Here is a 26,520-nt window from a genome sequence, read left to right as displayed (position 1 = left end):
ATCGGCATAGGGGACGGCCATGAGGCCGTACCCCTGCCACACCACCCGGCATGCGGGTCCGCACCGGGCGGTTCGAGAAGTTGAGGTTATGAGAGACGAGGTACGCCGAGCCGGTCGAAGTATGCGATGGTCAGGGCGCTGTTGAGCAACTGGGCGCTGTTACGCCACCAACGGCGGCTGCTCGCCGCCGTCTGTCGCGCAACGTCGACCGACGCCCCCAACGCACGAAGTTCCCGGTAGATGGTCGGGCCCCGGCGCCAATGTTTAAGCTGGATAGCCCGCAGCCGGTGACGCAACCACTCGTCCAGTGCCAACCACACACCGGGCGTTTGCGCCAACCGGAAGTACGCCCTCCATCCCAACACATAAGCCCGTAGCCGTTCCACCACTTCGGGCATGCCGCGCCCGCCAGAGCGGCGGGTCAGTTCTCGAATGCGGTGTTTGAACGCCAGCAGCGGTTTGGCCGCCACCTTGCGTTTGACCACACCGCCCGCAGCTACCCACAGGCTGTAGCCCAGAAACTTGCGACCAAACACACTCGCCACGGCGCTTTTGGTCTCATTGACCTTCAGGCGCAGCCGACCATACAGGCGTCGCAACAGCGCCATCACCCGCTCGCCCGCACGACGGCTGCGAACATACACATTCGCATCGTCAGCGTAGCGGGCGAAGCAGTGGCCCCGCCGCTCCAGTTCCTTGTCCACCTCATCAAGCAGAACATTAGCCAGCAACGGGGATAACGGTCCGCCCTGCGGCGTGCCCTGATCCCGTTGCTGGACCACCCCGTCAGCCATGATGCCGCTGTTCAGATACGCCCGGATCAGCCCGATCACTCCGGCGTCCCCAATGCGTTTCTGCAAACGGTCGATCAGGATGTCGTGGTTGACCCGGTCGAAGAACTTCTCCAGATCAACGTCAACCACGGTTCGCCGTCCCGACTGCACGTACGATTGCGCGGCAAGCACCGCATCGTGCGCACGCCGTCCGGGCCGGAAGCCGTAGCTGTGCTCGCTGAAGGTAGGGTCCAGAACTGGCTGCAGCACCTGCAGCAGTGCCTGCTGGATCAGCCGGTCCGTCACCGTCGGGATGCCAAGCTCACGCTCGCCTCCGTCCGGTTTCGGGATCGCCACCCGTCGTACCGGACTGGGCCGGTACGTGCCCTTCAGCAATTGTTCACGGATCGCAGGCCACGCCGTCACCAGATGACGCGACGTCTGGTCAATGTCCAGACCGTCCACGCCAGCGGCTCCCTTGTTAGCCCGTACCCGCTTGAACGCCTGCTTCAGATTCTCTCTCGTCAGAGCCGCTTCCAGCAGCGCTGACCCTGTGTCCCCGGATTCATGTCGCGGGCAGCAGGCTTCGTCGCTAGCAGGTACGCGCGCAGCTTCACCGCGCGCTTCCCTCGCTCGCCCCGTTTGCACGGGCATCTGACGCACTGCCTGCCGCATCGACATAACGCTGGACACTCCTTTCCGTTCGGCCCTTCGTCACCAGCTTCCACCTCACCGGCTTATCCTGTGACTACTACGGCCTCTGCTGACTTCCCGCTCCGGCTCGACGCCGTTGCCCTTTCAGGCATGAGGCGGGATCTCCCCAGGTAAGAACGCACTCCTTCACTGCACAGCCGCCGGATCTACGCCGCCGCCCCTTGATCACGAGAGCTTCGCGGCTTTTTGCCCGCTCGCCCTGGACGGCACCGCCTTCTATCCGGTTCTTGTTCATCGGCTCGCAGTTTCGCTCCACGCTTCCTCCCCACACTCGGTCGCCCTCATGCAGTTGCGCTTCGCTTCGCTCGCTGTGATCAACTTGCGGTGGGACTTGCACCCACTAGAGTGCGCCCATGCTGGGCGCACAAAAAAACCGGGCGCCCTTTCGGACGCCCGGCTTTCGTCGAAACCCGCTTGCGCGATACAGCTTAGCGCGGCAGTTCCGAATGGCCCATCAGGTACGCATCGACCGAACGCGCGCACTGGCGGCCTTCGCGGATCGCCCAGACGACGAGCGACTGGCCGCGACGCATGTCGCCTGCCGCGAACACCTTGTCGACCGACGTGTAGTACGAACGATCGCCTTCGGTCGCCGCACGCGCATTGCCGCGCGCGTCCTTCGCGACGCCGAATGCCTCGAGCACGGTGGCGGCCGGTTGCGTGAAGCCCATCGCGAGCAGCACGAGGTCGGCCTTCATCTCGAACTCGGAACCCGGTACTTCCTGCATCTTGCCGTCCTTCCACTCGACGCGCACGGCGATCAGCTTCTCGACCTTGCCGTTCTTGCCTTCGAGACGCTTCGTCGCCACCGCCCAGTCGCGCTCGCAGCCTTCCTCGTGCGACGACGACGTGCGCAGCTTGATCGGCCAGTACGGCCACACGAGCGGCTTGTTTTCCTCTTCCGGCGGCTGCGGCAGCAGCTCGAATTGCGTGACGTGCTTCGCGCCGTGACGGTTCGACGTGCCGACGCAGTCCGAACCCGTATCGCCGCCGCCGATCACGATCACGTGCTTGCCCTTCGCGAGCAGCTGGTCGACGAGCTTGTCGCCCGCGTTCACGCGGTTCTGCTGCGGCAGGAAGTCCATCGCGAAATGGACGCCGGCGAGCTCGCGGCCCGGCACCGGCAGGTCGCGCGGCGTTTCCGAGCCACCCGCGATCACGACCGCGTCGAATTCTTCCTTCAGCTGCTCCGGCGAAATGGTTTCCTTCGCGAGGTTGCCGATCGATTCCGGCAGCGGATCCTTGCCGATGAACACGCTGGTGCGGAACGTCACGCCTTCCGCTTCCATCTGGCGCATGCGGCGGTCGATCAGCCACTTCTCGAGCTTGAAGTCGGGGATCCCGTAACGCAGCAGGCCGCCGATGCGGTCGTTCTTCTCGAACACCGTCACGTCGTGGCCCGCCCGCGCGAGCTGCTGCGCGGCGGCGAGGCCCGCGGGGCCCGAACCGACGACCGCGACCTTCTTGCCGGTCTTGTGCTCGGCCGGCAGCGGCTTGACCCAGCCTTCCGCCCACGCCTTGTCGATGATCGCGTGCTCGATCGACTTGATGCCGACCGGGTCGTCGTTGATCCCCAGCGTGCACGCCGCTTCGCACGGCGCCGGGCAGATGCGGCCCGTGAACTCGGGGAAGTTGTTGGTCGAATGCAGGACTTCGATCGCCTGCTGCCAGTCCTGGCGGTAGACGAGATCGTTGAAGTCGGGAATGACGTTGTTGACCGGGCAGCCGTTGTTGCAGAACGGGATGCCGCAATCCATGCAGCGCGCGCCCTGGACCTTCGCGTCCGCGTCAGTCAGTGCCGCGACGAATTCCTTGTAGTGCTTCACGCGCGTGAGCGGTGCTTCGTACGCCTCGTGGCGGCGTTCGAACTCCAGAAAACCGGTTGCCTTGCCCATAAGGTGCTCTTCTGTTCGGTGTATCGGGTGGGGGAGCCGCGCGCGGCCGTCCGGCGCGCGCGGCATTCGCTATGTCGTTCGTCGCTCAGGCGGCCAGCACTTCCTTCGCCGCCTTCTTCGCACCGATCTCGCCCAGCGCGCGCTTGTATTCGTGCGGGAACACCTTCACGAACTGGCGGCGCGCCGCGTCCCAGTTTTCCAGCAGCGACTTCGCGCGCGGCGAACCCGTGAACTGGAAATGACGCTCGACGAGCCCCTTGAGCAGCGCTTCGTCCGTCGTGCCTTCGTGCCAGAGCGCGCGGTCGACCGTGCGTTCCTGCTCGGCCTGCTGCAGCACCGGCTCGAGCGCGACCATCGACTTGTTGCACTTGGCCGCGAACGTGCCTTCCGGATCGTAGATGTACGCGAGACCGCCCGACATGCCGGCCGCGAAATTGCGCCCCGTCTCGCCGAGCACGACGACCGTACCGCCCGTCATGTATTCGCAACCGTGGTCGCCCGTGCCTTCGACGACCGCCGTCGCGCCCGAGTTGCGCACGCAGAAGCGCTCGCCGGCCACGCCGCGGAAGAAGGCTTCGCCTTCGATCGCGCCGTACATCACCGTGTTGCCGCAGATGATGTTTTCCTCGGACTTGCCGCGGAAGTCGTTGGTCGGACGGATGATGATCCGGCCGCCCGACAGGCCCTTGCCGACGTAGTCGTTGCCGTCGCCGACGAGGTCGAGCGTCACGCCCTTCGCGAGGAACGCGCCGAAGCTCTGGCCGGCCGTGCCCTTCAGCTGGATGTGCACCGCGTCGTCGGCGAGGCCGTCGTGGCCGTGCTTCTTCGCGATCACGCCCGACAGCATCGCGCCGACCGTCCGGTTCACGTTGCGCACCGGCTGGATGAACGACACATGCTCGCCATTGTCGATCGCGGCCTTCGCCTTCTCGATCAGCACGTGGTCGAGCGCGCGCTCGAGGCCGTGATCCTGCACGTCGACGTGACGCGGCGCGACGTCCTCGCACTCTTCCGGCTGGTAGAACACGCGCGAGAAGTCGAGGCCCTTGGCCTTCCAGTGCTCGATGCCCTTGCGCGTATCGAGCAGGTCGGCGCGGCCGATCAGGTCGTCGAACTTCGCGACGCCGAGCTGCGCCATGATTTCACGCACTTCCTCGGCGACGAAGAAGAAGTAGTTCACGACGTGCTCGGGCTGGCCCTTGAACTTCGCACGCAGCACCGGATCCTGCGTCGCGACGCCGACCGGGCACGTGTTCAGGTGGCACTTGCGCATCATGATGCAGCCTTCGACGACGAGCGGCGCCGTCGCGAAGCCGAATTCGTCCGCGCCGAGCAGCGCGCCGATCACGACGTCGCGGCCCGTCTTCATCTGGCCGTCGGCCTGCACGCGGATGCGGCCGCGCAGGCGGTTCAGCACCAGCGTCTGCTGCGTTTCGGCGAGGCCGAGCTCCCACGGCGTGCCCGCATGCTTGACCGACGACAGCGGCGACGCACCCGTGCCGCCGTCATGGCCGGCGATCACGACGTGGTCGGCCTTCGCCTTCGCGACACCGGCCGCGACCGTGCCCACGCCCACTTCCGACACGAGCTTCACGGAGATGCTCGCGCTCGGGTTCACGTTCTTCAGGTCGTGGATCAGCTGCGCCAGATCCTCGATCGAGTAGATGTCGTGGTGCGGCGGCGGCGAGATCAGGCCGACGCCCGGCACCGAGTAACGCAGCTTGCCGATGTATTCCGACACCTTGTGGCCCGGCAGCTGGCCGCCTTCGCCCGGCTTCGCGCCCTGCGCCATCTTGATCTGGATCTGGTCGGCCGATGCCAGGTACTCGGCGGTGACGCCGAAGCGGCCCGACGCGACCTGCTTGATCTTCGAGCGCAGCGAATCGCCGTCCTTCAGCGGAATGTCGCTGACGATCTCGTCGCCGATCACCGACTTCAGCGTCTCGCCCGACTTGATCGGAATGCCGCGCAGTTCGTTGCGGTAGCGCTTCTCGTCCTCGCCGCCTTCGCCGGTGTTCGACTTGCCGCCGATCCGGTTCATCGCGACCGCGAGCGTCGCGTGCGCTTCGGTGCTGATCGAACCGAGCGACATCGCGCCCGTCGCGAAGCGCTTGACGATTTCCTTCGCCGGCTCGACGTCGTCGATCGGGATCGCCTTGGTCGGCTCGACCTTGAACTCGAACAGGCCGCGGAACGTCATGTGACGCTTGGTCTGGTCGTTGATCAGGTGCGCGTATTCCTTGTACGTCTGGTACGAGTTGCTGCGCGTCGCGTGCTGCAGCTTCGCGATCGAATCCGGCGTCCACATGTGGTCTTCGCCGCGCACGCGGTACGCGTACTCGCCGCCCGCGTCGAGCATGTCGCGCAGGACCGGGTTGTCGCCGAATGCGTCGCGGTGCAGGCGGATCGCTTCTTCCGCGACTTCGAACAGGCCGATGCCGCCGACCTTCGATGCCGTGCCCTTGAAGTACTTCTCGACGAGGTCGCTCGACAGGCCGAGCGCTTCGAAGATCTGCGCGCCCGTGTACGACATGTACGTCGAGATGCCCATCTTCGACATCACCTTCTGCAGGCCCTTGCCGACCGCCTTCGTGAAGTTGTAGACGGCCTTCTCCGGCGACAGGTCGCCCGGCAGGCCTTCGGCCATCTTCGCGAGCGTTTCCATCGCGAGGTACGGGTGCACGGCTTCCGCGCCGTAGCCCGCGAGCAGCGCGAAGTGGTGCGTTTCACGCGCGGAGCCCGTCTCGACGACGAGGCCCGTGCTCGTGCGCAGCCCTTGCTGGACGAGGTGCGTGTGGATCGCCGACGTGGCGAGCAGCGCGGGAATCGCGACGTGCTCGGCGTCCGTCTTGCGGTCCGACACGATCAGCATGTTGTAGCCCGACTTCACCGCGTCGACGGCTTCCGCGCACAGCGACGCCAGGCGCGCCTCGATGCCTTCCTTGCCCCACGCGACCGGATAGCAGATGTTCAGCTCGTACGCGCTGAACTTGCCGCCCGTGTACTGGTCGATCGCGCGGATCTTCGCGATGTCCTTGAAGTCGAGCACCGGCTGCGACACTTCGAGACGCATCGGCGGGTTGATGTTGTTCGTGTCGAGCAGGTTCGGCTTCGGGCCGATGAACGACACGAGCGACATGACCATGTTCTCGCGGATCGGGTCGATCGGCGGGTTCGTGACCTGCGCGAACAGCTGCTTGAAGTAGTGATAGAGCGTCTTGTTCTTGTTCGACATCACCGCGAGCGGCGAGTCGTTGCCCATCGAACCGACGGCTTCCTCACCCTGCTGCGCCATCGGCGCCATCAGGAACTTCAGGTCTTCCTGCGTATAGCCGAACGCCTGCTGGCGGTCCAGCAGCGCGGCGCCCTGCGTGCGGCCGGCCGCGACTTCCTCGGCCTTCGGCTCGATCTCGTCGAGCTTGATGCGCACCGCGTCGATCCAGCTCTTGTACGGCTTCGCGTTCGCGAGGTTGTCCTTCAGCTCCTTGTCGTCGATGATGCGGCCGTGTTCCATGTCGATCAGGAACATCTTGCCCGGCTGCAGGCGCCACTTCTTGACGATCTTCGATTCGGGGATCGGCAGCGTGCCGGCTTCCGACGCCATGATGACGAGGTCGTCGTCGGTCACGATGTAGCGCGCCGGGCGCAGGCCGTTACGGTCGAGCGTCGCGCCGATCTGGCGGCCGTCGGTGAACGCGATCGCGGCCGGGCCGTCCCACGGCTCCATCATCGCGGCGTGGTATTCGTAGAACGCGCGGCGGTTCTCGTCCATCAGCGTGTGCTGTTCCCACGCTTCCGGGATCATCATCATCACCGCGTGCACGAGCGGGTAGCCGGCCATCACCAGCAGTTCGAGACAGTTGTCGAACGATGCGGTGTCCGACTGGCCCGGGTAGATCAGCGGCCACAGCTTCGGCAGATCGTCGGCGAGCACGTGCGACGCGATCGCGCCGGTACGCGCGTTCAGCCAGTTCACGTTGCCCTTCACGGTGTTGATCTCGCCGTTGTGCGCGATCATCCGGTACGGGTGAGCCAGCTCCCACGCCGGGAACGTGTTGGTCGAGAAGCGCTGGTGCACGAGCGCGAGCGCCGACACGACGCGCGGATCCTGCAGGTCGCGGTAGTACACGCCGACCTGGCCGGCCAGCAGCAGCCCCTTGTAGACGACCGTGCGCGCCGACATCGACGGCACGAAGTATTCCTTCCCGTGCTTGAGCTTCAGCGCCTGGATGCGGTGGCTCGCCGTCTTGCGGATCACGTACAGCTTCCGCTCGAGCGCGTCGGTCACCATGATGTCCTTGCCGCGGCCGATGAAGATCTGGCGGATCAGCGGCTCGCTCGCCTTCACCGTCGGCGAGATTGGCATCGCATTGTCGACCGGCACGTCGCGCCAGCCGAGCACGACCTGCCCTTCTGCCTTCACCGTACGCTCGAGTTCCTGCTCGCACGCGAGACGCGATGCGTTCTCCTTCGGCAGGAAGATCATCCCGACCCCGTACTCGCCGGCCGGCGGCAGGTTCACGCCCTGCTTCGCCATTTCCTCGCGATAGAACGCGTCCGGAATCTGGATCAGGATGCCCGCGCCGTCGCCCATCAGCGGATCGGCACCGACGGCGCCGCGGTGATCGAGGTTTTCGAGGATCTTCAGGCCCTGCTGAATGATCTCGTGGCTCTTCTTGCCCTTGATGTGAGCGACAAAGCCGACGCCACAGGCGTCGTGTTCGTTTTGCGGGTCGTACAGACCTTGTGCGGCGGGCACCGCGGCGAGCGGCTGCTGGTGGTCGTTCATGGGGACACCGTCGTAAAGGGGCCTCGAGGGCCGTTGAACCATTTTTTGTTGCCGTCGCTCCCGCTCCCGACGGGAGACGGCACGGCCGACAGTGGATTGGGCAAGCTTTGCCCGGGCCACCGGAATTCGGAATATACGCGACGAATCAAAGGAATAGCAACAAAAACCGCTTGATCGAACCCCAATTAAAGGCGCGCCCTTATATGGTGCCGCTTTATTGGGGCCGCATCCATTTGGTGCAAAAAGAAGCGGCGCCCGCAGCGCCGCCTCGTGGTCCGCCTGTCCCGTCCTACTGCTGGATCGGCGGCGTGTTTTCACGCACCTTTCTGGGGCGCCCGCGCGGCAGCGGCGACACGCGCCGGTTCGCCGTGCGCGCCGCCCACTCGCGATAGTGCTCGCCGCCGAGCACCCAGCCCTTCAACGTCGCCTGCTGGAGCTGGTCGGCCTGCCGTTCGTCGAGCGGCTGCTCGCAGAGTTCCTTGTACGCACGCTGCCGGTCGAACGGCGTGTTGCCGAGCGCCCAGTAGAGCGGATGGTCGGTGATCAGGCTGTCGACGGTGAGCCCGACGTGATGCCGGTAGCTCGACCAGCGATAAGCCTCGGGCGTCGCGACGAGCTGCGCCCGCACCGGGCTCATCTCGACCACGCGGCTCGCGAGCAGGAAATAGCGCTCGCCTTCGATCACCGTCGCGCGATAGCGCCCTTCCCACAGGGTGCCGCGCCGGGAATAACGCCGGTTGAAATGCGCGACGTAGCGGCGGCCGACCGCCTGCATCGCCTTCGGCAGGCTCGCCTCGTCGCTCGGCGTCACCAGGAGCTGTACCTGACGCGGGAGCAGCACATAGGCATGCACCGAAAGATGGTGATCGCGTGCCGCGGCCTTCAGACAATCGATGAAGAGTTCGTAGTCCTGGTCGTCGACAAACGCGGGTTGCTGATCCAGGCCGCGCAGTATCACGTGCTGCGGCTGGTCGGGAACGTAGAGTCGTGCTAACCGTGCCATGCTGAATGTCCGTTTGAACGCGTTAGGAAATACCCGGAGGTCCGAAAGTGCGCACCTGCGTAGAATGCCTGTCCCTACGGGGCGCAGAAGCGTACGGTCGTGCGAATCCTAGGGAGAAAGCTCTAACTTGCGAGCTTGTTTGGTTTTAAACGCAGTCGTCATAATGAGCACGCCTTTGATCGGAGGAGACACAATGAAACGAAAACTGGCCATTACGGGGGCCGCAGCGCTCGCATTTGCATTTGCGGGCGGTACGGCACACGCACAATCTGCAGGTGATTTCTACGTCAGCACCGGCTGGCTGCACCTTTCGCCGCAGGACAGCAGCGACCCGCTGTTCGTCTACCGCGTAGGCGGCACGCCCATCAACCAATCAATTCCCAATACCGGCGCCGGCATCAACGACGCCGATACGCTGGGGCTCGCAGCGGGCTACTTCGTCACCGACCATATCTCCACCGAGCTCGTGATGGGGATACCGCCGAAGTTCGACATTACCGGCAAGGGTCGGTTCGAAAGTTTCGGCGTACTCGGCCGTGCGTACCAGTGGAGCCCGGCCGTATTGCTCCGCTACCACTTCAACGACGCCAATGCGAAGTTCCGTCCGTATGTCGGCGTCGGCGCGACGTACGTCTGGTTCACCGGCGCGAAGATCACCAACAGCGCGTTCGAGAACGGCGTGCTCGGCGGCCCGACCAGCGCGACGACCAGCAACCAGTGGGCGCCCGTCTTCAACGCCGGCTTCACGTACAACTTCACGAAGCACTGGTTCGCGGGCCTGTCGCTGTCGTACATCCCGGTCAGCGTGACCGCGACCTTCACGACCGCTCGCCGGACGCCGGTCGGCACCCTGACCGAAACGTCGAAAGCGAAGATCTCGCTGAACCCGATCGTCACGTACCTCAACGTCGGCTACCGCTTCTAAGCGTAGTCGAATATTTGGGGAATGGTTAATCCTGCTGCAATTTGTAGCGGAATTTTCCTAGCGTAACGTCTCCACGATGCAAAACGCCCCGGCGGGAATCCCGTCTGGGTGTCGTTTTTTCGCATCCGGCACGTTCCGGGCAAGGGTTTTACCCGACGCCGCCGCGGCCGTAGCCGTCAGACGACGTCGATGTCGTCCAGCGCATCGGGCGCGATCAGGTCGATGCGGTCCGTGCAGACCGCATCCACACCCCAGCGCACGAGTTCACGCGCGCGTTCGACGTCGTTGACGGTGTAGACGAGGATGCGCAGCCCGGCCGCCTTGATCGCGCGAACGAGCGGTTCGTTCAGCCGCTCGTGGTCTGCATGCAACGATACGCAACCGAGCGCGCCGATTACCTGCGCGTGCCAGTCGTCCGGTACCGCGTCGTAAAGCATCCCGCGCGGCAGCTGCGGCGCGCTCGCGCGCGCCTGCTGCAGCGCATCGAACGAGAACGACGACAAGAGCGGCGGCACCGCCGCGTCGCGCCAGTAAGCAGCCGCATCGGCGGCCACCCGCTGCCCCGTCTCGCGCTCGCGTCCCGGGCACGGCTTGATCTCGATGTTCGCGGCCAGCCCGTGCGCGAGGCAGCGCGCCGCCGCCGCCTCGAGCGTCGGCATCCGCTCGCCGGCAAAGCGCGCATCGCGCCACGCGCCCGCGTCGAGCGCGGCGAGCGCCGCATAGCGCATGCCCGCTGCGGCGCCGCTGCCGTTCGACGTGCGGTCGACCGTGTCGTCGTGCAGCAGGAACGTCACGTCGTCGGCAGACAGTTTCGCGTCGAACTCGACCATCCGGTAACCGCGCCGCGCGCCCTCGTCGAACGCGGCAAGCGTGTTCTCCGGCGCGAGCGTGCCGCCGCCGCGATGGGCGACGACGCGCGGATAGGGCCAGTCGGTACGGGAAGTCATCGTCAGCCTCGCAACAGGTTCGTCAGGTCAGGTCAGCCGGCACGCTTGCCGGTTTCGGGATCGAAGAAATGCAGCCGGTGCGCGGGAAGCGCGGCAGCCAACGCCGTGCCACGCGCGGGACGATCCGCATGCGGCAGCCGCACCGCGACGTCGTGATTGCCCCAGCGGCCGTGCGCGAGGTTATCCGCGCCGAGCAGTTCGCACGAATCGACCGGCAGCGCCACCTGTGCAACGCCCGGCTGCGGCGTCATGTGCTCGGGCCGCACGCCGAGCACCCAGTCGCGTCCCGTGGCGATCTCGGCGCCGATGCCAGGCGCGCCGGCGACCGGCAGCGCGGGGCCGCCGCCCGCGACCGTGAACGTCGCGCCATCCTCCGACAGCCGGCCGTGCATCAGGTTCATCGCCGGCGAGCCGATGAAGCCCGCGACGAACACCGTCGCCGGCTTCTCGTACACGTCCACCGGCGCGCCGATCTGCTCCGCGTAGCCGCGGTTCATCACGATCACCCGCTGCGCGAGCGTCATCGCCTCGATCTGGTCGTGCGTCACGTACACGCTCGTCGTCGCGAGCCGCGCATGCAGCCGCTGGATCTCGAGCCGCATCTGCACGCGCAGCTTCGCATCGAGGTTCGACAGCGGTTCGTCGAACAGGAATACCGACGGCTCGCGCACGATCGCGCGCCCCATCGCGACGCGCTGCCGCTGGCCGCCCGACAGCTCGCGCGGCCGGCGCGCGAGCAGCGGCTCCAGTTCGAGAATCTTCGCGGCCGCGGCCACCCTTGAATCGATCGTCGCGCGCTCGATCCCGCGGATCTTCAGCCCGTAGCCCATGTTCTGCGCGACCGTCATGTGCGGATACAGCGCGTAGTTCTGGAACACCATCGCGATGTCGCGGTCCTTCGGCTCCAGCGTGTTGACGACCCGGTCGCCGATCGCGATCTCGCCGTCCGTCACGCTCTCGAGCCCCGCGATCATCCGCAGCAACGTCGACTTGCCGCAGCCCGACGGGCCGACCAGCACGATGAATTCGCCGTCGGCGATCTCCACGTCGATGCCATGCAGCACGTGCTGCTTGCCGTCGTAGGATTTCCTGACGCCCTTCAAGCTCAGCGCAGCCATACTTGGTCCTTCTCCCGGTTACCTTCGGTCGTTCATTTCTCGGAATCGACGAGGCCGCGCACGAACCAGCGCTGCATCGCCAGCACGACGACGAGCGGCGGAATCATCGCCAGCAGCGTCGCCGCCATCACGTATTGCCATTCGGTCGCGGCGTCGCCGCTCGCGATCATCGTCTTGATGCCCACCACCGCCGTCGACAGCGACGCTTCCGTCGTGATCAGGATCGGCCATAGATACTGGTTCCAGCCGTAGATGAAGGTGATCACGAACAGCGCCGCGATGCTCGTCTTCGACAGCGGCAGCACGACGTCCCAGAAGAAGCGCAGCGGCCCCGCGCCGTCGATGCGCGCGGCGTCCATCAGCTCGTCGGGCAGCGTCATGAAGAACTGGCGGAACAGGAACGTCGCGGTGGCCGACGCGATCAGCGGCAGCGAGAGCCCCGCGTAGGTGTTCGTCAGGTGCAGCGTCGACACGACCTGCACGGTCGGGAAGATCCGCACTTCCACCGGCAGCATCAGCGTGATGAAGATCAGCCAGAACGCCGTGTTGCGGAACGGGAAGCGGAAATAGACGATCGCGTACGCGGACAGGATCGACACCGCGATCTTGCCGACCGCGATGCCGAGCGCCATCACGAAGCTATTGACGAGCAGGCGGCCGAACGGCGCCGTCGTGCCGCCGCTGCCGTGCCCCCAGATGTACGCGATGTTCTCCAGCAGATGCGTGCTCGGCACGAGCGACAGCGGGATCGTGAACACTTCCTGCGCGTTCATCGTCGCCGCGCAGAACGCGACGTACACGGGGAACACGATCAGCACGACGCCCGCGATCAGCACCGCGTGGCAGAACAGGTCGAAGCCCTTGGGATTTTCGATCATGCGTATTGCACCCTGCGTTCGACGAAGCGGAACTGGATCACCGTGAGCGCGACCACGATGATCATCAGCACGACCGACTGCGCGCCCGAGCTGCCGATGTCGAGCCCCTGGAAGCCCTCCGTGAAGATCTTGTAGATCAGCGTTTTGGTGCTTTGCGCGGGGCCGCCGGCGGTGGCCGCGTCGATCACCGGGAACGTGTCGAAGAACGCGTAGACGAGGTTCACGACCAGCAGGAAAAAGCTCGTCGGCGACAGCAGCGGCAGCACGATGTTGAAGAAGCGCCGCACCGGCCCCGCGCCGTCGATCGCCGCCGCCTCGATCAGCGAGCGCGGAATCGCCTGCAGCCCCGCGTAGAAGAACAGGAAGTTGTAGCTCACCTGTTTCCACACCGACGCGAGCACGACGAGGAACATCGCCTGCTCGCCGTTCAGCGCGTGGTTCCACACGATGCCGCCCTTCGCGAGCGCATAGGTGACGAGGCCGATGCTCGGGTTGAACAGGAACGCCCACAGCACCGCCGCGATCGTCGGCGCGACCGCGTACGGCCAGATCAGCAGCGTGCGATACACGCGTGCGCCGCGGATCACGCGGTCGGCGCACGCGGCGAGCAGCAGCGACACGACGAGCCCGCTCACCGTGACGAGCGAGCTGAACACCAGCGTCGTGCGGAACGAGTCGAGATACAGCGGATCGGCGAACAGGCGCGTGAAGTTCGCGAGGCCGACGAATTCGCTCGAGGTGCCGAACGCGTCCTGCATCTGCGTCGACTGCCACAGCGCGACGCCGGCCGGCCACAGGAAGAACACGGCGGTGATCGCAAGCTGCGGCGCGATCAGCAGGTACGGCAGCAGGCTCGCGCCGAAACGGGAACGGGATTGCATCGCGGGTGTCCGGAGGCGAAACGGAAAGGGAACCGCGCCGCCGGCCCGCCCGCGCGCTTGGGCGACGCGGCGGCCGGCGGCACGAACGCGATGCGCGCTCAGCTACCCGACTTCTCGAAGCGGCGCAGCAGCTCGTCGCCGCGCGACGCGGCCGAATCGAGCGCGTCCTTCGGCGACTTCTTCTGCGCCCAGACCTGCTCGAGCTCTTCGTCGACCACCGTGCGGATCTGCGGCATGTTGCCCAGGCGCAGCCCCTTCGTATAAGGCAGCGGCGGCTTGTTCATCATCTGCTTGATCGCGGTTTCCGCGCTCGGGTTCTTCGCGTAGAAGCCCTGCTGGCGCGTGAGGTCGTACGCGGCCGTCGTGACCGGCAGGTAGCCCGTTTCCTGATGCCACTTCGCGGCGACCGGCGGAGAGGCGAGGAACGCGAGGAATTTCGCGACGCCCTTGTAGGTCGCCGCATCCTTGCCGCCCAGCACCCACAGGCTCGCGCCGCCGATGATCGCGTTCTGCGGCGCGCCCTTCACGTTCGCGTCGTACGGCATCATCCCGGTGCCGTAGCTGAATTTCGCGAACTTCTGCACGTTCGCGAGCGCGCCCGACGACGTCGTCAGGATCCCGCAGTCGCCGCTGTAGAACTTCGCGGACGCTTCGTCCTTGCGGCCCGCGTACGTGAACGTGCCGTCCTTCGCCATCTGCTGCAGGAATGCGATGTGCGCGACCTGCCGCGGCTTGTTGAATTCGAGCACCGCGTCGGTGCCGTCGAAGCCGTTGTTGCGGCTCGCGAACGGCAGCGCATGCCACGCGCTGTAGTTCTCGAGCTGGATCCAGCCCTGCCAGCCGGTCGTGAAGCCGCAGACCATTCCCGACTTGCGCAGCTTCTCCGCGTCGGCCTGCACGTCGGCCCACGTCTTCGGCGGCTGGTTCGGATCGAGCCCGGCCTTCTTGAACGCGTCCTTGTTGTAGTACAGCACCGGCGTCGAGCTGTTGAACGGCATCGATACGAGATGGCCCGTCTTCGCGTCGCTGTAGTAGCTCGCGATGGTCGGCACGAACGCCTTTTCGTCGAGCGGCACGCCGGCCTGCTTGAACACGTCGTAGACCGGCACGACGGCCTTCTTCGCCTGCATCATCGTCGCGGTGCCGACTTCATAGACCTGCAGGATCGCCGGCGCGTTGCCGCTGCGATACGCGGCGATGCCCGCCGCGAGCGCCTGGTCGTAGGTGCCCTTGAAGACCGGCACGATCTTGTAATCGCTCTGCGACGCGTTGAACTGCGCGGCAATCTCGTTGACGCGCTCGCCGAGCGCCGACTCCATCGCATGCCAGAACTGTATCTCCGTCACGGCGAGCGCCGCGTGCTGCACACCGAACATCAGCGCGCCACCGAGCGCGATCGAACGAACCAGGGTCCCCGCAGGCTTCTTCTTCATCGACCTCTCTCCTATGAAAACGTTACCAACAGCGCGTGCAACATTTCCGTCGCCATTGAACCGGCGAAGTCTAGTGATCGTTTGTGACAGTCAGTTGTCGTTGATGACAAACAGGCGCTGGTATTCCTTCAGCGCGAAGCGGTCGGTCATGCCGGCGATGTAGTGCGCGACGAGGCGCGGCTGCTGCGTTTCGTCGTCCGACTGGTACGGCGGCGGCAACAGGCGCGGATCGTCGGTGAACGCGTCGAACAGCCCCGTGACGACGCGCTGCGCCTTGTTCGCCATGCGCATCACCTTGTAGTGGCGGTACAGGTTCTTGAACAGAAAGCGCTTGAGCGCAGCGGCCTGCGCGGCGACCGCCGCGCTGTGCGCGACGAGCGGCGGCGCGGCGCGCACGTCGTCGAGCGACGCGGGCGCGACGCGCACGAGATTGCGCGTGGTCTCGTCGATCAGGTCGACGATCAGCGTGTTGATGATGCGGCGCACCGTCTCGTGCACGAGGCGGCGGCCTTCGAGATGCGGGAATTCGGCGAGCGCCGCTTCGTAGTGGCGTTGCCACAGCTCGACTTCGGCGAGCTGCTCGATCGTGATCAGGCCGGAGCGCAGCCCGTCGTCGACGTCATGGTTGTTGTACGCGATTTCGTCCGCGATGTTCGCGAGCTGCGCTTCGAGCGACGGCTGGCGGCCCTGCAGGAAGCGCTCGCCGAGCGCGCCGAGCTTGCGTGCGTTCTCGCGCGAGCAGTGCTTGAGGATCCCTTCGCGCGTCTCGAAGCACAGGTTCAGGCCGTTGAACGCGCCGTAGTGCTCCTCGAGCTCGTCGACCACGGCGAGGCTCTGCAGGTTGTGCTCGAAGCCGCCGTGCTCGCGCATGCAGGCGTTCAGCGCATCCTGCCCGGCATGGCCGAACGGCGTGTGGCCGAGATCGTGCGCGAGGGAAATCGCTTCGACGAGATCCTCGTTGAGCCGCAGGTTGCGCGCGACCGAACGCGCGATCTGCGCGACTTCGAGGCTGTGCGTGAGGCGGGTGCGGAACAGGTCGCCTTCGTGATTCACGAAGACCTGTGTCTTGTATTCGAGCCGGCGGAATGCGGTCGAATGAACGATGCGATCGCGGTCGCGCTGGAATTCGGTGCGCGCGGCCGGTGGCGTTTCCGGATGGCGGCGGCCGCGCGACTGCGACGCGTGCGCGGCATACGGAGCGAGATGGGCTTCCAGCGCCGCCAGCGTCGGCGGCTCGGCCAGCACCGCGACGGATGCGCGGCCGGACTCGGGCAAGGTGGTGCTGGATGTCTCGCTCACGTCTCCTCCATGTCAGGGGCGCCGGGGCATCCGGGCCGCCGTTACCGGGTCGTGTGCGCCAGTGTAGCGAACACGGCTTCGTCGGGTGCCTGCGTGATCAGCGTATCGCCGAATCGCTTCAGCAGGATGAACTTGATCGCGCCGGCTTCGGCTTTCTTGTCGACGCGCATGAGATCCATGTAGCGCGCGTCGCCGAGCGCCGGCCCGCGGGTCGGCAGGTGCGCGGCGGCGATCACCGCATCGAGCCGCTGCCGCGACGCTTCGTCGAAGAGCCCGAGCCGCACCGACAGGTCGCCGGCCATCACCATCCCGCAGCCGACCGCTTCGCCGTGCAGCCATTCGCCGTAGCCGAGCCCGGCCTCGATCGCATGGCCGAACGTATGACCGAAGTTCAGGATCGCGCGCAGCCCGCCTTCGCGTTCGTCGGCCGCGACCACGCTCGCCTTGATCTCGCACGAGCGCTTCACCGCATGCGCGAGCGCGGCCGGCTCGCGGCGGTTCAGCGCGTCGATGTTGGCCTCGATCCAGTCGAAGAACTCGGCATCGGCGATCGCGCCCGTCTTGATGACTTCCGCGACGCCCGCCGCCAGTTCGCGATCGGGCAGCGTCGTCAGCGCGCCGATATCGGCGATCACTGCCTGCGGCTGGTAGAACGCGCCGATCATGTTCTTGCCGAGCGGGTGGTTGATGCCCGTCTTGCCGCCGACCGACGAATCGACTTGCGACAGCAGCGTCGTCGGCACCTGGATGAACGGCACGCCGCGCATGTAGCATGCGGCGGCAAAGCCCGTCATGTCGCCGATCACGCCGCCGCCGAGGGCGACGAGCGTCGTCTTGCGATCCGCGCGGTCGGTCAGCAGGCCGTCGAAGATCAGGTTCAGCGTTTCCCAGTTCTTGTACGCCTCGCCGTCCGGCAGCACGACCGTCGACACGCGCTTGCCCAGCGGCGCGAGCGCCGCGCGCAGCGTGTCGCCGTACAGCGGATCGACCGTCGTGTTCGTGACGATCGTGACCGACGAGCCGGTGATGTGAGGGGCGAACAGCTCGGTGCGGCCGATCAGGCCGGCACCAATGTGAATCGGGTAGGCGCGCTCGCCCAGGTCGACGTTGACGGTAATCATGCTTGTAGCGGCTTGGCGATGACGCCTGCCAGTTCGAGTTGCATCAGCACCATGTTGACGAGACCGTTGACCGACGGACGGCCGGTCTCGATGACGAAGTCCGCGCATTCGCGGTACAGCGGGTCGCGCACTTCGTAGAGTGCCTCGAGACGCGCCTTCGGATCGTCGGTCTGCAACAGCGGGCGGTTCTTGTCCTTGCGTGTGCGCAGCCAAAGATCGTGCGGATTGGCGCGCAGATAGATGACGATGCCGCTGCTTTTCAGGCAATCGCGGTTTTCAGGCCGCAGCACCGCGCCGCCGCCCGTCGCGAGCACGATGTTCTCGCGCTGCGTGAGATCGGCGATCACCTGCGATTCGCGGTCGCGAAAGCCGGCCTCGCCCTCCATCTCGAAGATCACCGGAATGCGCGCACCCGTGCGGGCCTCGATTTCGTGGTCGGAGTCGAAGAACGTCCTGTCGAGCCGGCGCGCGACCGCACGGCCCACGGTGGTCTTACCCGCTCCCATAAGGCCGACGAAAAATACGTTTGCATGTGGGTCCCGCGCTTGCAACGGCTTCCTCTGCTTGAATCTTGCTGGTGTGTGGCGCAGCTTACTGGCAAAGCGGCTGCCTTGTCGAGCCTGCTCCGCCGGCTTCCGGCCCCGATTTCTCCGCGTCGGCGTCGCCTGCGCCGGCCGTATCGCAACGTGCGCGCACGACCGTCGGCGTGATGAAGACGACCAGTTCGCTGCGCTGGTCGCGCCGGGCGCGATGCCGGAATAGCGCGCCCAATACCGGTATTTTGCCCAAGACCGGCACTCGCGTCACATCGTCCCGGTTCAACTGCTCGTAAATACCGCCGATCGCGACCGTCCCGCCGTCCTCGACCTCGACGCGCGTCTGCACATGCTTCGTATGAATGGCCGGCCCGGCCGCCGTCGGCTCGCCGATGCTGTCCTTCGTCACATCCAGATCGAGCACGACGCGCCCGTCGGGCGTGATCTGCGGCTCGACCTCGAGCTTCAGCGTCGCGCGGCGGAACTGCACGCCGCTCACGCCGTTGCCCACCTTTGCCTGATACGGCACCTCCGAGCCCTGCTCGACGATCGCCTTCACGCGATCGGCCGTCACCACGCGCGGCCGGGAGACGATCTGGCCCCGCCCCTGCGCCTCGAGCGCGCTCAGTTCGACGTCGAGCACCCGGCTGAGCGGCGCGGCGAACAGCGTGAAGCCGGCCGTCGCCGCCTCGAAGCCGCCCAGTGGGCGCGCGGCAAGATCGAATGCGTTGCGCGCATCCGCGGCGAACGCCGCACCGTCGGCCGTTGGCGGCCGCCCCTGCGCGCGCAGTGCGACGCGCGCGCCAAGGTTGCGCGAGAAGCCCTGTTCGCCCTCGACGATGCGCGCCTCGATCCGGACCTGCCGCGACGGCCGGTCGATCGCGTCGATCAGGCCCGCGATCTGCGCGATACGCGGCGCGAGATCGGTGACGAACAGCAGGTTCGTGCGCGGATCGGCCGCCGCGGCGCCGCGTTTCGACAGCAGGCGCTGGCCGGTCGCGCCGGCGAGCAGCCGCTGTACGTCCTGCGCGCGCGGATAGTGCAGCGCGAAGGTCCGGCTCGCGAGCGGCTCCAGCTCGGCCGCCCGCGCGTGCGTTTCGAAGCGCTCGCGCTCCCGCGCCGCGAGCTCGGCCGCCGGCGTGACCCAGATCACGTTGCCGCGGCGGGACATCGCGAGCCCGTGCGTGTCGAGCAACGTATCGAATGCATCGCGCCAGCGGACATTGTTCAGACGTAACGTCACGGTACCGTGCACCTGCTCGCCGACGATGATGTTCAGCCCGGTGAACCGTGCGAGCGCATCGAATGCGGCCGCGAGCCCGGCGCCCTGCAGGTTCAGCGAGATCCGGCGTGCATCGTCGGCATCGCCCGGATGCCGTGCCGCGGCGTCGCTCATGCGCGCAGGCGGCGGCAATGGAATCGGTGGCCCCTCCAGCGGCGGCGCCGACACGGCGGGTTCGGCCTGAGCCGCCGCGCGCACCGCGTCACTGAACGGCGGCGAATCAGTCCGGGCGGAACCGGCGCCCACGCCGTCGTCGGGCACACCGCCTGTCGGCAGCGGTGTGTCGTCGGCCTGCGCATGCATCGATGCGAGCGGCCACCCGGGCGGCGGCAGAGGCGGCAAAGGTGGAAGCGGCGGCAACGCCGCACGCGCCGCGGTCGCGCTCGCCCCGATCCAGAATGCGATCGCCCACCATCGGCATTTCGTCATGGGCGATCTCCGTCGCCGACGACGAACCGGCGCGCGCCGTCGGCCGTCGCAAGCACCACGGCACCGGCATCGACGCGCACCACACGGGACGCCCCGAGTGATTCACCCGGTGCCAGGGCCACGAACGCGCCGTCACCGGCGTCGAACAGCGCGAGGCCGGCACGCACGTCGCGAATCGTGCCGGCCAGGCGCGGCGCTTGATCGTCGACCGCCGTGGACTGGCCAGCGCCGCCGCCGCCGAACGGATCGTCGCCCGGCTCGCCCCGCGCAAGAACGCTCACCGCCTCGCCCTCGGCACCACCGCCAGCCAGCGCCGGAAACACGTCGACGGACATGTCGATCCGCAAACCGGCCTGTTTTCGCTCGACGTGCAATACCGAAGGCACTGCCAGCGCAGAGAAGCCCGCCAGCCCGCCGATCATGCGCAGCACTGCCGGGAAACTGCCGTCCGCGACGATGCGCACCGTGCGCCGGCCAGCCGGCGCCGCGCCGTCCGCGGGCCGCGGCTCGATCGACACGACCCGCAACCCGCTCGTGCCGGCGAGATCGGCAAATTCCAGCATCAATACAGGCCACGCACGCGTACGCGCGACGGGAGCGCCCTTCCCGGCCGCCGGACGGGTATCGCCGGACTGCGCGGCGGCCGCGAGCACGCGCTGCGCATCGGCCGCGCGTGTCTGCGCGGCTGCCAGCAACGCGCGACTGTGCGCGAGTCCGCTCCAGTCGGCGGTGTCGGACAGATGGACGCCGCCGGCCATCACCGCCGCGCATGCGAACGCGCAGCCCGCGGCGTGCGCCGTGCCCGGCCGCACGCGCCGCATACGGCCGAGCCAGTCGATCCCACCCGGCATGGATCGGTGCACGATCGCCGTCATGCGCCGCCTCCCGCTGCTTGCCGTCGAGGCTCGCCGTCCTGCCAGCGCACCTGCACGGAGAACCTGAACGGCATACCTGCAGCCGCGGCCGGCGCGGCCGAAGCCGCGTTCAGCTCGCCGATGTCGATTCGCCAGTTGCGCTCGTCGGTTGCGATCCGGGCGAGCCATCGCGCGGCCGCCCGGTAACTCACGGCGCGCGCATCGAGCACGGCGCCGGTCGAGGTCGTGCGCAACGCGTCGAGCCGGACGGTATCGTCGCGAACCTGCGCAAGCATCGCGAGCAGCGCGGCAACACGCCGGTAAGGCGCCGCGAGCACGGCCGCCTGCGCATCGCGCTGCGCGCGTTCGGCGGCCGCCCCGGCGGCGCGCTTTGCGGCATCCACCTGCGGCTGCCATTGCCGCAGCCGCGCGTCCACGCTCGCGCGCTCGGCATCGACGCGCGATCGCCACGCCGCCGCCGCTCCCGTCCACAGCACGGCCCCGAGCACGCCGAGCACGATCGCCGCCCCGCACTGCGCGGCCCGACGACGGCGCAGCGCCTGCGCCAGCCGCTCACGGTACGGCAGCAGATTGAAGCCGCCGAGCACGGCAGGGCCGGCCACGGCCCGCCCGAATACCGGATCGGCGCTCATTCCCATACTCCGCGCAATGCCAGCCCGACGGCGACGGCAAACGCCGGACCGCCCGACGAGCGGGCGGGCCCGGCCGGCAGTCCGTCCCAGCCGGCGCAATCGAACGGCATGGCGGGCGCACCGAGTGCATCGCCGATGTCCGCCACGGACGTCTGGAAACGGGCGATGCACCGCTCGCCGCCGGCCACGAGCACGCCGCGCACCGGTTCGAGCGCGCACTGGCGCAATGCGTCGAAGAATGCCGTGCGCCCTTCGCCGGACACCGCGAGCACCGGCGCGGCGAGCTCGCCGTCGACGCGCCAGCCATGCACACCCGTGTCGCAGAACCAGAACGCCGCATAAGGGCCATGCGCGTCGAGCTCGAACTGCGCGGCATAGCGCAGCCCGCGCAATGCCGCGGCCGACTCGGCGTCGACGGCCGTCAGGTCCACGCCGGCCTGCGCGGCCACGTCGATGCGCCGCTCCAGCAACGCCTGCGGGGCGACGGCGACCGCGATCTCGCCGGCGTGCGCGCCGCCGTCCTGCCGCCAGTCGAATGCGAAGCTGTCGGGTGCGAGCCCCGAGATGCGTTCGGCCGCCTGCCGCGCGGCGTCCGCGACGTCGTCGCGCCCGGCCAGGTCGAGTGTCGCGGTCCGCATCTCGTCGTCGCGCAACGCCATCACGCCGCGCGTATCGCAGCGCACACCGGCCGCCGACAACCGCGCCACGGCAGCGGCCAGCGCCCGCGCCACCGCGGCCCAGCGCGCATCGTCCGGACCGCCCGCCAACCCCACCGGCTCCCGCTCGAGCCCTTCGACGCGCACATGCGCGACCCGGCCGAGCCGGCTCAGCACGGCCACCCTCACCTCGTCCGCCCCGACGTCGATTCCCGTCGAACGGTGTCTGCCCGGCGCGTACCGCGCCACCCATCGTCCCGCCATCCCAGCCTCCCGCGATCGTTGCGGCCCATGCCGCGTTTCCGAGGCCTGATTCTGCAAAGCGGAGCGCTGCGCGGACAGTCGGCCGGATGGCCAGCCGCCGTTCGCGGCGGCCGCGCAGACGCTATGCTGTCCGCACGGCGAAACCCGCGGCTTTCCGGCGGGGCGCCCCCGCGCCAGGGCCGGTCATACCGGGCAGCTATAATCGCGGGACTGTTTTCCGGTATGCCTATGCAATCCACGTCTCCTACGTCCCCGCCTCCTGCCCCGGCGCCGAAGAAACGGCCCTGGTGGCAGAAGGCCCTGCTCGGCCTCGTCGCGATGTGCGTGGCACTCGTCGTGGCCGGCGGCCTCGTGCTCGGCTATGCGCTCGTCGTCGCATGGCCGAACATGCCGTCGCTCGACGCGCTGACCGACTATCGTCCGAAGGTTCCGCTGCGCATCTATACGTCCGATCACGTGCTGATCGGCGAATTCGGCGAAGAACGCCGCGACATCGTCCATTTCAAGGATGTGCCCGACTCGCTCAAGAAGGCGATCCTCGCAATCGAGGACGCGCGCTTCTACGATCACGGCGGCGTCGACCTCACCGGGATCGTCCGCGCCGGCGTCGTCGCGCTGACGAACGGCCACGCGTCGCAGGGCGCGAGCACGATCACGATGCAAGTCGCGCGCAACTTCTTCCTGTCGAGCGAAAAGACCTACACGCGCAAGATCTACGAGATGCTGCTCGCATACCGGATCGAGCGGGCGCTGACGAAAGATCAGATTCTCGAGGTCTACATGAATCAGATCTATCTCGGCCAGCGCGCGTACGGCTTCGCGAGCGCCGCGCGGGTCTACTTCGGCAAGGACCTGAAGGACATCACGCTCGCCGAAGCCGCGATGCTCGCCGGGCTGCCGAAGGCGCCGTCCGCGTATAACCCGGTCGTCAATCCGAAGCGCGCGAAGGTGCGCCAGGAGTACATCCTGCAACGCATGCTCGAGCTGAACTTCATCACGCGCGAGCAGTACGACGAAGCCGTCGCGCAGCCGCTCGTCGTCAAGGGCGCGGGCCGCGAGTTCAGCGTGCACGCCGAGTACGTCGCGGAAATGGTCCGGCAGATGATGTACGCGCAGTACCGCGAGGAAACCTACACGCGCGGCTTCAACGTCGTCACGACGATCGATTCCGCCGACCAGCAGGTGGCGTACACCGCGCTGCGCAAGGGCATCATGGATTACGAGCGCCGGCACGGCTATCGCGGGCCGGAAGGCTTCATCCAGTTGCCGGCCGCGGCGGACGACCGCGAGCAGGCGATCGACGATGCGCTGCTCGAACACCCCGACAACGGCGAGCTCATCGCGGCGGTCGTGACCGCGGCCGCCCCGCGCCAGATCACGGTGGCCTTCATTGACGGCAGCAGCGCGACGGTCGAAGGCGACAACCTGCGCTTCGCAGCGAGCGCGCTGTCGGCCAATGCGCAGCCGAGCCGCCGCATCCGCCCGGGCGCGATCGTCCGTGTCGTGAAGAACGATGCCGGCAAGTGGTCGATCACGCAGTTGCCGCAGGTCGAGGGCGCGTTCATCTCGATCGTGCCGCAGGACGGCGCGATCCGCTCGCTCGTCGGCGGCTTCGACTACAACAAGAACAAGTTCAACCACGTCACGCAGGCGTGGCGGCAGCCCGGTTCGTCGTTCAAGCCGTTCATCTACTCGGCGTCGCTCGACAAGGGCCTCGGGCCGGCAACCGTCATCAACGACGGCCCGCTGTACTTCAGCGCCGCGGAAACCGGCGGCCAGCCGTGGGAGCCGAAGAACTACGGCGGCGGCTTCGAGGGCCCGATGTCGATGCGCACCGCGCTGCAGCGCTCGCGCAACCTCGTGTCGATCCGGATTCTGAACCACATCGGCACGAAGTACGCGCAGCAGTACATCACGCGCTTCGGCTTCGATGCCGATCGCCATCCCGCCTACCTGCCGATGGCGCTCGGCGCGGGCCAGGTCACGCCGCTGCAGATGGCCGGCGCGTACTCGGTGTTCGCGAACGGCGGCTACCGCGTCAATCCGTACCTGATCGCGGAAGTCACCGATCCGAACGGCGCGATCGTCGTGCGCGCGCAGCCGCTCGTCGCCGAGAACAACGCACCGCGCGCGATCGACGCGCGTAACGCGTACGTGATGAACAGCCTGCTGCAGAGCGTCGCGCAGCGCGGCACGGGCGCGCGGACCAACGTGCTGAAGCGCGGCGACCTCGCGGGCAAGACCGGCACGACGAACGACTCGCACGACGCGTGGTTCGCCGGCTACCAGCACACGCTCGCCGCGATCGCGTGGATCGGCTACGACAGTCCGCGCAGCCTCGGCGATCGCGAAACCGGCGGCGGCCTGTCGCTGCCGGTGTGGATCGACTACATGGGCGCCGCGCTCAAGGGCGTGCCGGAGTTCAAGCCGACGATGCCGGATGATGTCCAGTCCCTCGGCGGCGAGTTGTACTTCACCGAGTTCACGCCGGGGCACGGCTTCATATCGACGGTCGGCGTGCCGCAAGCGCCGGCGGTGGAGAACGCCGACGAATCGGTGCCGCACGTCGACGAGCAGGAAAAGCAGGACATCATGAACCTGTTCCGCGGCCACTGACGCAGCGGCCCGCCCATGAAAAAAGCGCCCTCGAGGCGCTTTTTCTTTGGTACGACGTTTTCAGGCCCGGCTTACCGGCGCCGATGGCCGTCGATCGTTACGCGCTGAACGTGATCGGCAGGCCGGCCTGCTGCGTCGCGTATTCGGTGAGCGCGGAGAAAAACTCGGTGCCGGTGCGCGTATCGCGCCATTCGCCGTCCAGGAAACGGTAGTGGAAACCGCCCGCCTTCGCGGCGATCCACAGTTCCTTCATCGGCGGCTGCAGGTTGATGATGATCTTCGAGCCGTTCTCGAACGTGAGCGTCAGGACGCTGCCGTTGCGCTCGAGATCGATGTCGTGGTCGCCGTCGTTCGCGGCGTCGACGGTACGTTCGACAGCCGCCAGCACGGCCTCGGCGCGGGTCAGGTAATCAGTATCGGGCATGCTAAACTCTATCGGTTCAATTGTTCAGGGACGATCATGCGAGTCGTTTTCCGGATGAGCGCGATTGTAGCGGCTTTGGCGATTCTTGCCGGCTGCGGTCAAAGCGGCGCGCTCTATCTGCCCACCGTGCCCCCGTTGCCGGCCAAGCCTATCCAGCAGGACACGCCGCCGTCGGACGTCACCCCGACCGATGAAAACGCGTCGTCCGACAGCATTCCCGATTCCTCGGGCACGCCGCTCACGCTGTCGCCGGAGATGTCGCCCGCGCCGGCATCCGGCCCGGCTGCCACGCAGTAATCGCGCGCCGCCGCTCTGCTGCGGCGTCGCGGCGCGCAAAGGCGATGACTTTCCGGTCATCGCCTTTCGTTTTTTTCAGGCCGGCATCGTCACCCGCGGATACGCCGCCATCCCGACGCGAGCAACCGCCAGCCCAGAAGCGCCGCGACGATCGTCGCGTAGAGCTTCGGCTGCGCGAGATCGTGCTTGCCGGCCCTCATCCACCAGAAATGCAGCACGCCGAACACCGCGATCGCATAGATCGCGCGATGCAGCGTCGCCCAGTGCCGGCCGAGCCGGCGCACCATCGCGCTCGGCGACGTCGCCGCGAGCGGAATCAGCAGCACGAACGCGGCAAAACCGACCGTGATGAACGGGCGCTTGCCGACGTCCTTCAGGATCGCGACGACATCGAACCACTTGTCGAACCACAGATACGTCGTGAAGTGCAGCACCGCGTAGAAGAACGCGAAGAGGCCGATCATCCGGCGAAAGCGCAGCAACACGGGAACGCCCGTCACGCGGCGAAGCGGCGTGACGGCGAGCGTGGTGCACAGCATGACCAGCGTCCACAGGCCCGTCGAACGCGTGACGAATTCGATCGGATTCGCGCCGAGCCGGTCGGTCAGCCCGAACAGCACGAGACGCGCGAGCGGATAGAGGCCAGCTGCGAACACCAGCACCTTGGCCGGCACGAGCCAGCGCGGCGCGGCGGTGCGCGCCGGGCCCGCTGCGCCCGCCCGCGGCGTGCCGG

21 protein-coding genes are annotated in these 26,520 nt (G+C 67.1%); 3 read left to right on the top strand and 18 right to left on the bottom strand.

The genetic code is table 11. The features are described from left to right. Positions 1-86: 86 nt before the first annotated feature. The 4 genes from ltrA to O1Q03_RS37020 form a co-directional block, all read right to left on the bottom strand. Entirely contained in the window at positions 87-1,454 is a 1,368-nt protein-coding gene (gene ltrA, locus O1Q03_RS37035) for a group II intron reverse transcriptase/maturase (protein ID WP_269504403.1), read from the bottom strand. A 461-nt stretch (positions 1,455-1,915) separates the two neighbouring features. Continuing rightward, entirely contained in the window at positions 1,916-3,382 is a 1,467-nt protein-coding gene (locus O1Q03_RS37030) for a glutamate synthase subunit beta (protein ID WP_269510514.1), read from the bottom strand. Between the two features lie 85 nt (positions 3,383-3,467). After that, positions 3,468-8,171 (bottom strand): glutamate synthase-related protein, encoded by a 4,704-nt coding sequence (locus O1Q03_RS37025; protein WP_269510513.1) that lies wholly within the window; start codon positions 8,169-8,171, stop codon positions 3,468-3,470. A 289-nt stretch (positions 8,172-8,460) separates the two neighbouring features. After that, positions 8,461-9,174, bottom strand: coding sequence for a transposase (locus O1Q03_RS37020; protein WP_269510511.1), 714 nt, complete (start codon positions 9,172-9,174; stop codon positions 8,461-8,463). Positions 9,175-9,367: 193 nt separating this feature from the next. Here O1Q03_RS37020 and O1Q03_RS37015 point away from each other — a divergent pair, with 193 nt between their 5' ends. After that, complete coding sequence (locus O1Q03_RS37015) at positions 9,368-10,099, top strand: OmpW/AlkL family protein (protein WP_269510509.1); 732 nt, start codon at positions 9,368-9,370, stop codon at positions 10,097-10,099. A 176-nt stretch (positions 10,100-10,275) separates the two neighbouring features. On the opposite strand, the gene ugpQ is transcribed toward O1Q03_RS37015, so the two are convergent. The 12 genes from ugpQ to O1Q03_RS36955 form a co-directional block, all read right to left on the bottom strand. Beyond that, positions 10,276-11,046 (bottom strand): glycerophosphodiester phosphodiesterase, encoded by a 771-nt coding sequence (gene ugpQ / locus O1Q03_RS37010; RefSeq protein WP_269510508.1) that lies wholly within the window; start codon positions 11,044-11,046, stop codon positions 10,276-10,278. 32 nt (positions 11,047-11,078) lie between these two features. Then, positions 11,079-12,164, bottom strand: a complete 1,086-nt coding sequence (locus O1Q03_RS37005) for a sn-glycerol-3-phosphate import ATP-binding protein UgpC (protein ID WP_269510505.1) — start codon at positions 12,162-12,164, stop codon at positions 11,079-11,081. 32 nt (positions 12,165-12,196) lie between these two features. Next, a complete protein-coding gene (gene ugpE / locus O1Q03_RS37000; protein ID WP_269510503.1) occupies positions 12,197-13,042 on the bottom strand; it encodes a sn-glycerol-3-phosphate ABC transporter permease UgpE in 846 nt (281 codons plus the stop codon). Continuing rightward, on the bottom strand, positions 13,039-13,923 hold the full coding sequence (gene ugpA, locus O1Q03_RS36995; protein ID WP_269510501.1) for a sn-glycerol-3-phosphate ABC transporter permease UgpA: 885 nt from the start codon (positions 13,921-13,923) through the stop codon (positions 13,039-13,041). Before ugpA ends, ugpE begins: the two co-directional genes overlap by 4 nt. A 98-nt stretch (positions 13,924-14,021) precedes the next feature. Further along, positions 14,022-15,356: a sn-glycerol-3-phosphate ABC transporter substrate-binding protein UgpB gene (gene ugpB / locus O1Q03_RS36990; protein ID WP_269510499.1), complete on the bottom strand. Its 1,335-nt coding sequence runs from the start codon at positions 15,354-15,356 to the stop codon at positions 14,022-14,024. Positions 15,357-15,446: 90 nt separating this feature from the next. Next, positions 15,447-16,655, bottom strand: coding sequence for a deoxyguanosinetriphosphate triphosphohydrolase (locus tag O1Q03_RS36985; RefSeq protein WP_442865920.1), 1,209 nt, complete (start codon positions 16,653-16,655; stop codon positions 15,447-15,449). Between the two features lie 41 nt (positions 16,656-16,696). Continuing rightward, a complete protein-coding gene (gene aroB / locus O1Q03_RS36980) occupies positions 16,697-17,776 on the bottom strand; it encodes a 3-dehydroquinate synthase (RefSeq protein WP_269510496.1) in 1,080 nt (359 codons plus the stop codon). Further along, the gene (locus tag O1Q03_RS36975; RefSeq protein ID WP_269510495.1) at positions 17,773-18,327 is read right to left on the bottom strand and encodes a shikimate kinase; all 555 of its coding nucleotides are present in this window, start codon (positions 18,325-18,327) and stop codon (positions 17,773-17,775) included. The genes aroB and O1Q03_RS36975 overlap by 4 nt, the downstream gene beginning before the upstream one ends. A gap of 40 nt (positions 18,328-18,367) precedes the next feature. Further along, positions 18,368-20,023 (bottom strand): type IV pilus secretin PilQ, encoded by a 1,656-nt coding sequence (locus tag O1Q03_RS36970; protein WP_269510493.1) that lies wholly within the window; start codon positions 20,021-20,023, stop codon positions 18,368-18,370. Then, complete coding sequence (locus O1Q03_RS36965) at positions 20,020-20,898, bottom strand: pilus assembly protein (protein WP_269510492.1); 879 nt, start codon at positions 20,896-20,898, stop codon at positions 20,020-20,022. The genes O1Q03_RS36970 and O1Q03_RS36965 overlap by 4 nt, the downstream gene beginning before the upstream one ends. Beyond that, complete coding sequence (locus O1Q03_RS36960; RefSeq protein ID WP_269510491.1) at positions 20,895-21,530, bottom strand: fimbrial protein; 636 nt, start codon at positions 21,528-21,530, stop codon at positions 20,895-20,897. Before O1Q03_RS36960 ends, O1Q03_RS36965 begins: the two co-directional genes overlap by 4 nt. Then, positions 21,527-22,450: a competence protein ComA gene (locus O1Q03_RS36955; RefSeq protein ID WP_269510489.1), complete on the bottom strand. Its 924-nt coding sequence runs from the start codon at positions 22,448-22,450 to the stop codon at positions 21,527-21,529. The genes O1Q03_RS36960 and O1Q03_RS36955 overlap by 4 nt, the downstream gene beginning before the upstream one ends. A gap of 228 nt (positions 22,451-22,678) precedes the next feature. Here O1Q03_RS36955 and O1Q03_RS36950 point away from each other — a divergent pair, with 228 nt between their 5' ends. Then, on the top strand, positions 22,679-25,066 hold the full coding sequence (locus O1Q03_RS36950; RefSeq protein ID WP_442865919.1) for a penicillin-binding protein 1A: 2,388 nt from the start codon (positions 22,679-22,681) through the stop codon (positions 25,064-25,066). A 97-nt stretch (positions 25,067-25,163) separates the two neighbouring features. Here the strand turns inward: O1Q03_RS36950 and cyaY are convergent, their stop codons facing one another. After that, positions 25,164-25,490: an iron donor protein CyaY gene (gene cyaY / locus O1Q03_RS36945; protein ID WP_269510487.1), complete on the bottom strand. Its 327-nt coding sequence runs from the start codon at positions 25,488-25,490 to the stop codon at positions 25,164-25,166. Between the two features lie 36 nt (positions 25,491-25,526). On the opposite strand from cyaY, the gene lptM reads away from it, so the two are divergent. Beyond that, positions 25,527-25,787: an LPS translocon maturation chaperone LptM gene (gene lptM, locus O1Q03_RS36940; protein ID WP_269510484.1), complete on the top strand. Its 261-nt coding sequence runs from the start codon at positions 25,527-25,529 to the stop codon at positions 25,785-25,787. A gap of 89 nt (positions 25,788-25,876) precedes the next feature. Here lptM and msrQ read toward each other — a convergent pair. Then, positions 25,877-26,520 (bottom strand): protein-methionine-sulfoxide reductase heme-binding subunit MsrQ (gene msrQ, locus O1Q03_RS36935; RefSeq protein WP_269510481.1); only part of this gene is annotated, 644 nt, incomplete at its 5' end.

Source organism: Burkholderia sp. IMCC1007, from assembly GCF_027257875.1.
Classification (GTDB): domain Bacteria; phylum Pseudomonadota; class Gammaproteobacteria; order Burkholderiales; family Burkholderiaceae; genus Burkholderia.
The sequence above is the reverse complement of the archived record's forward strand: the minus strand, read 5'-3'. Positions and strand labels throughout refer to the sequence as shown.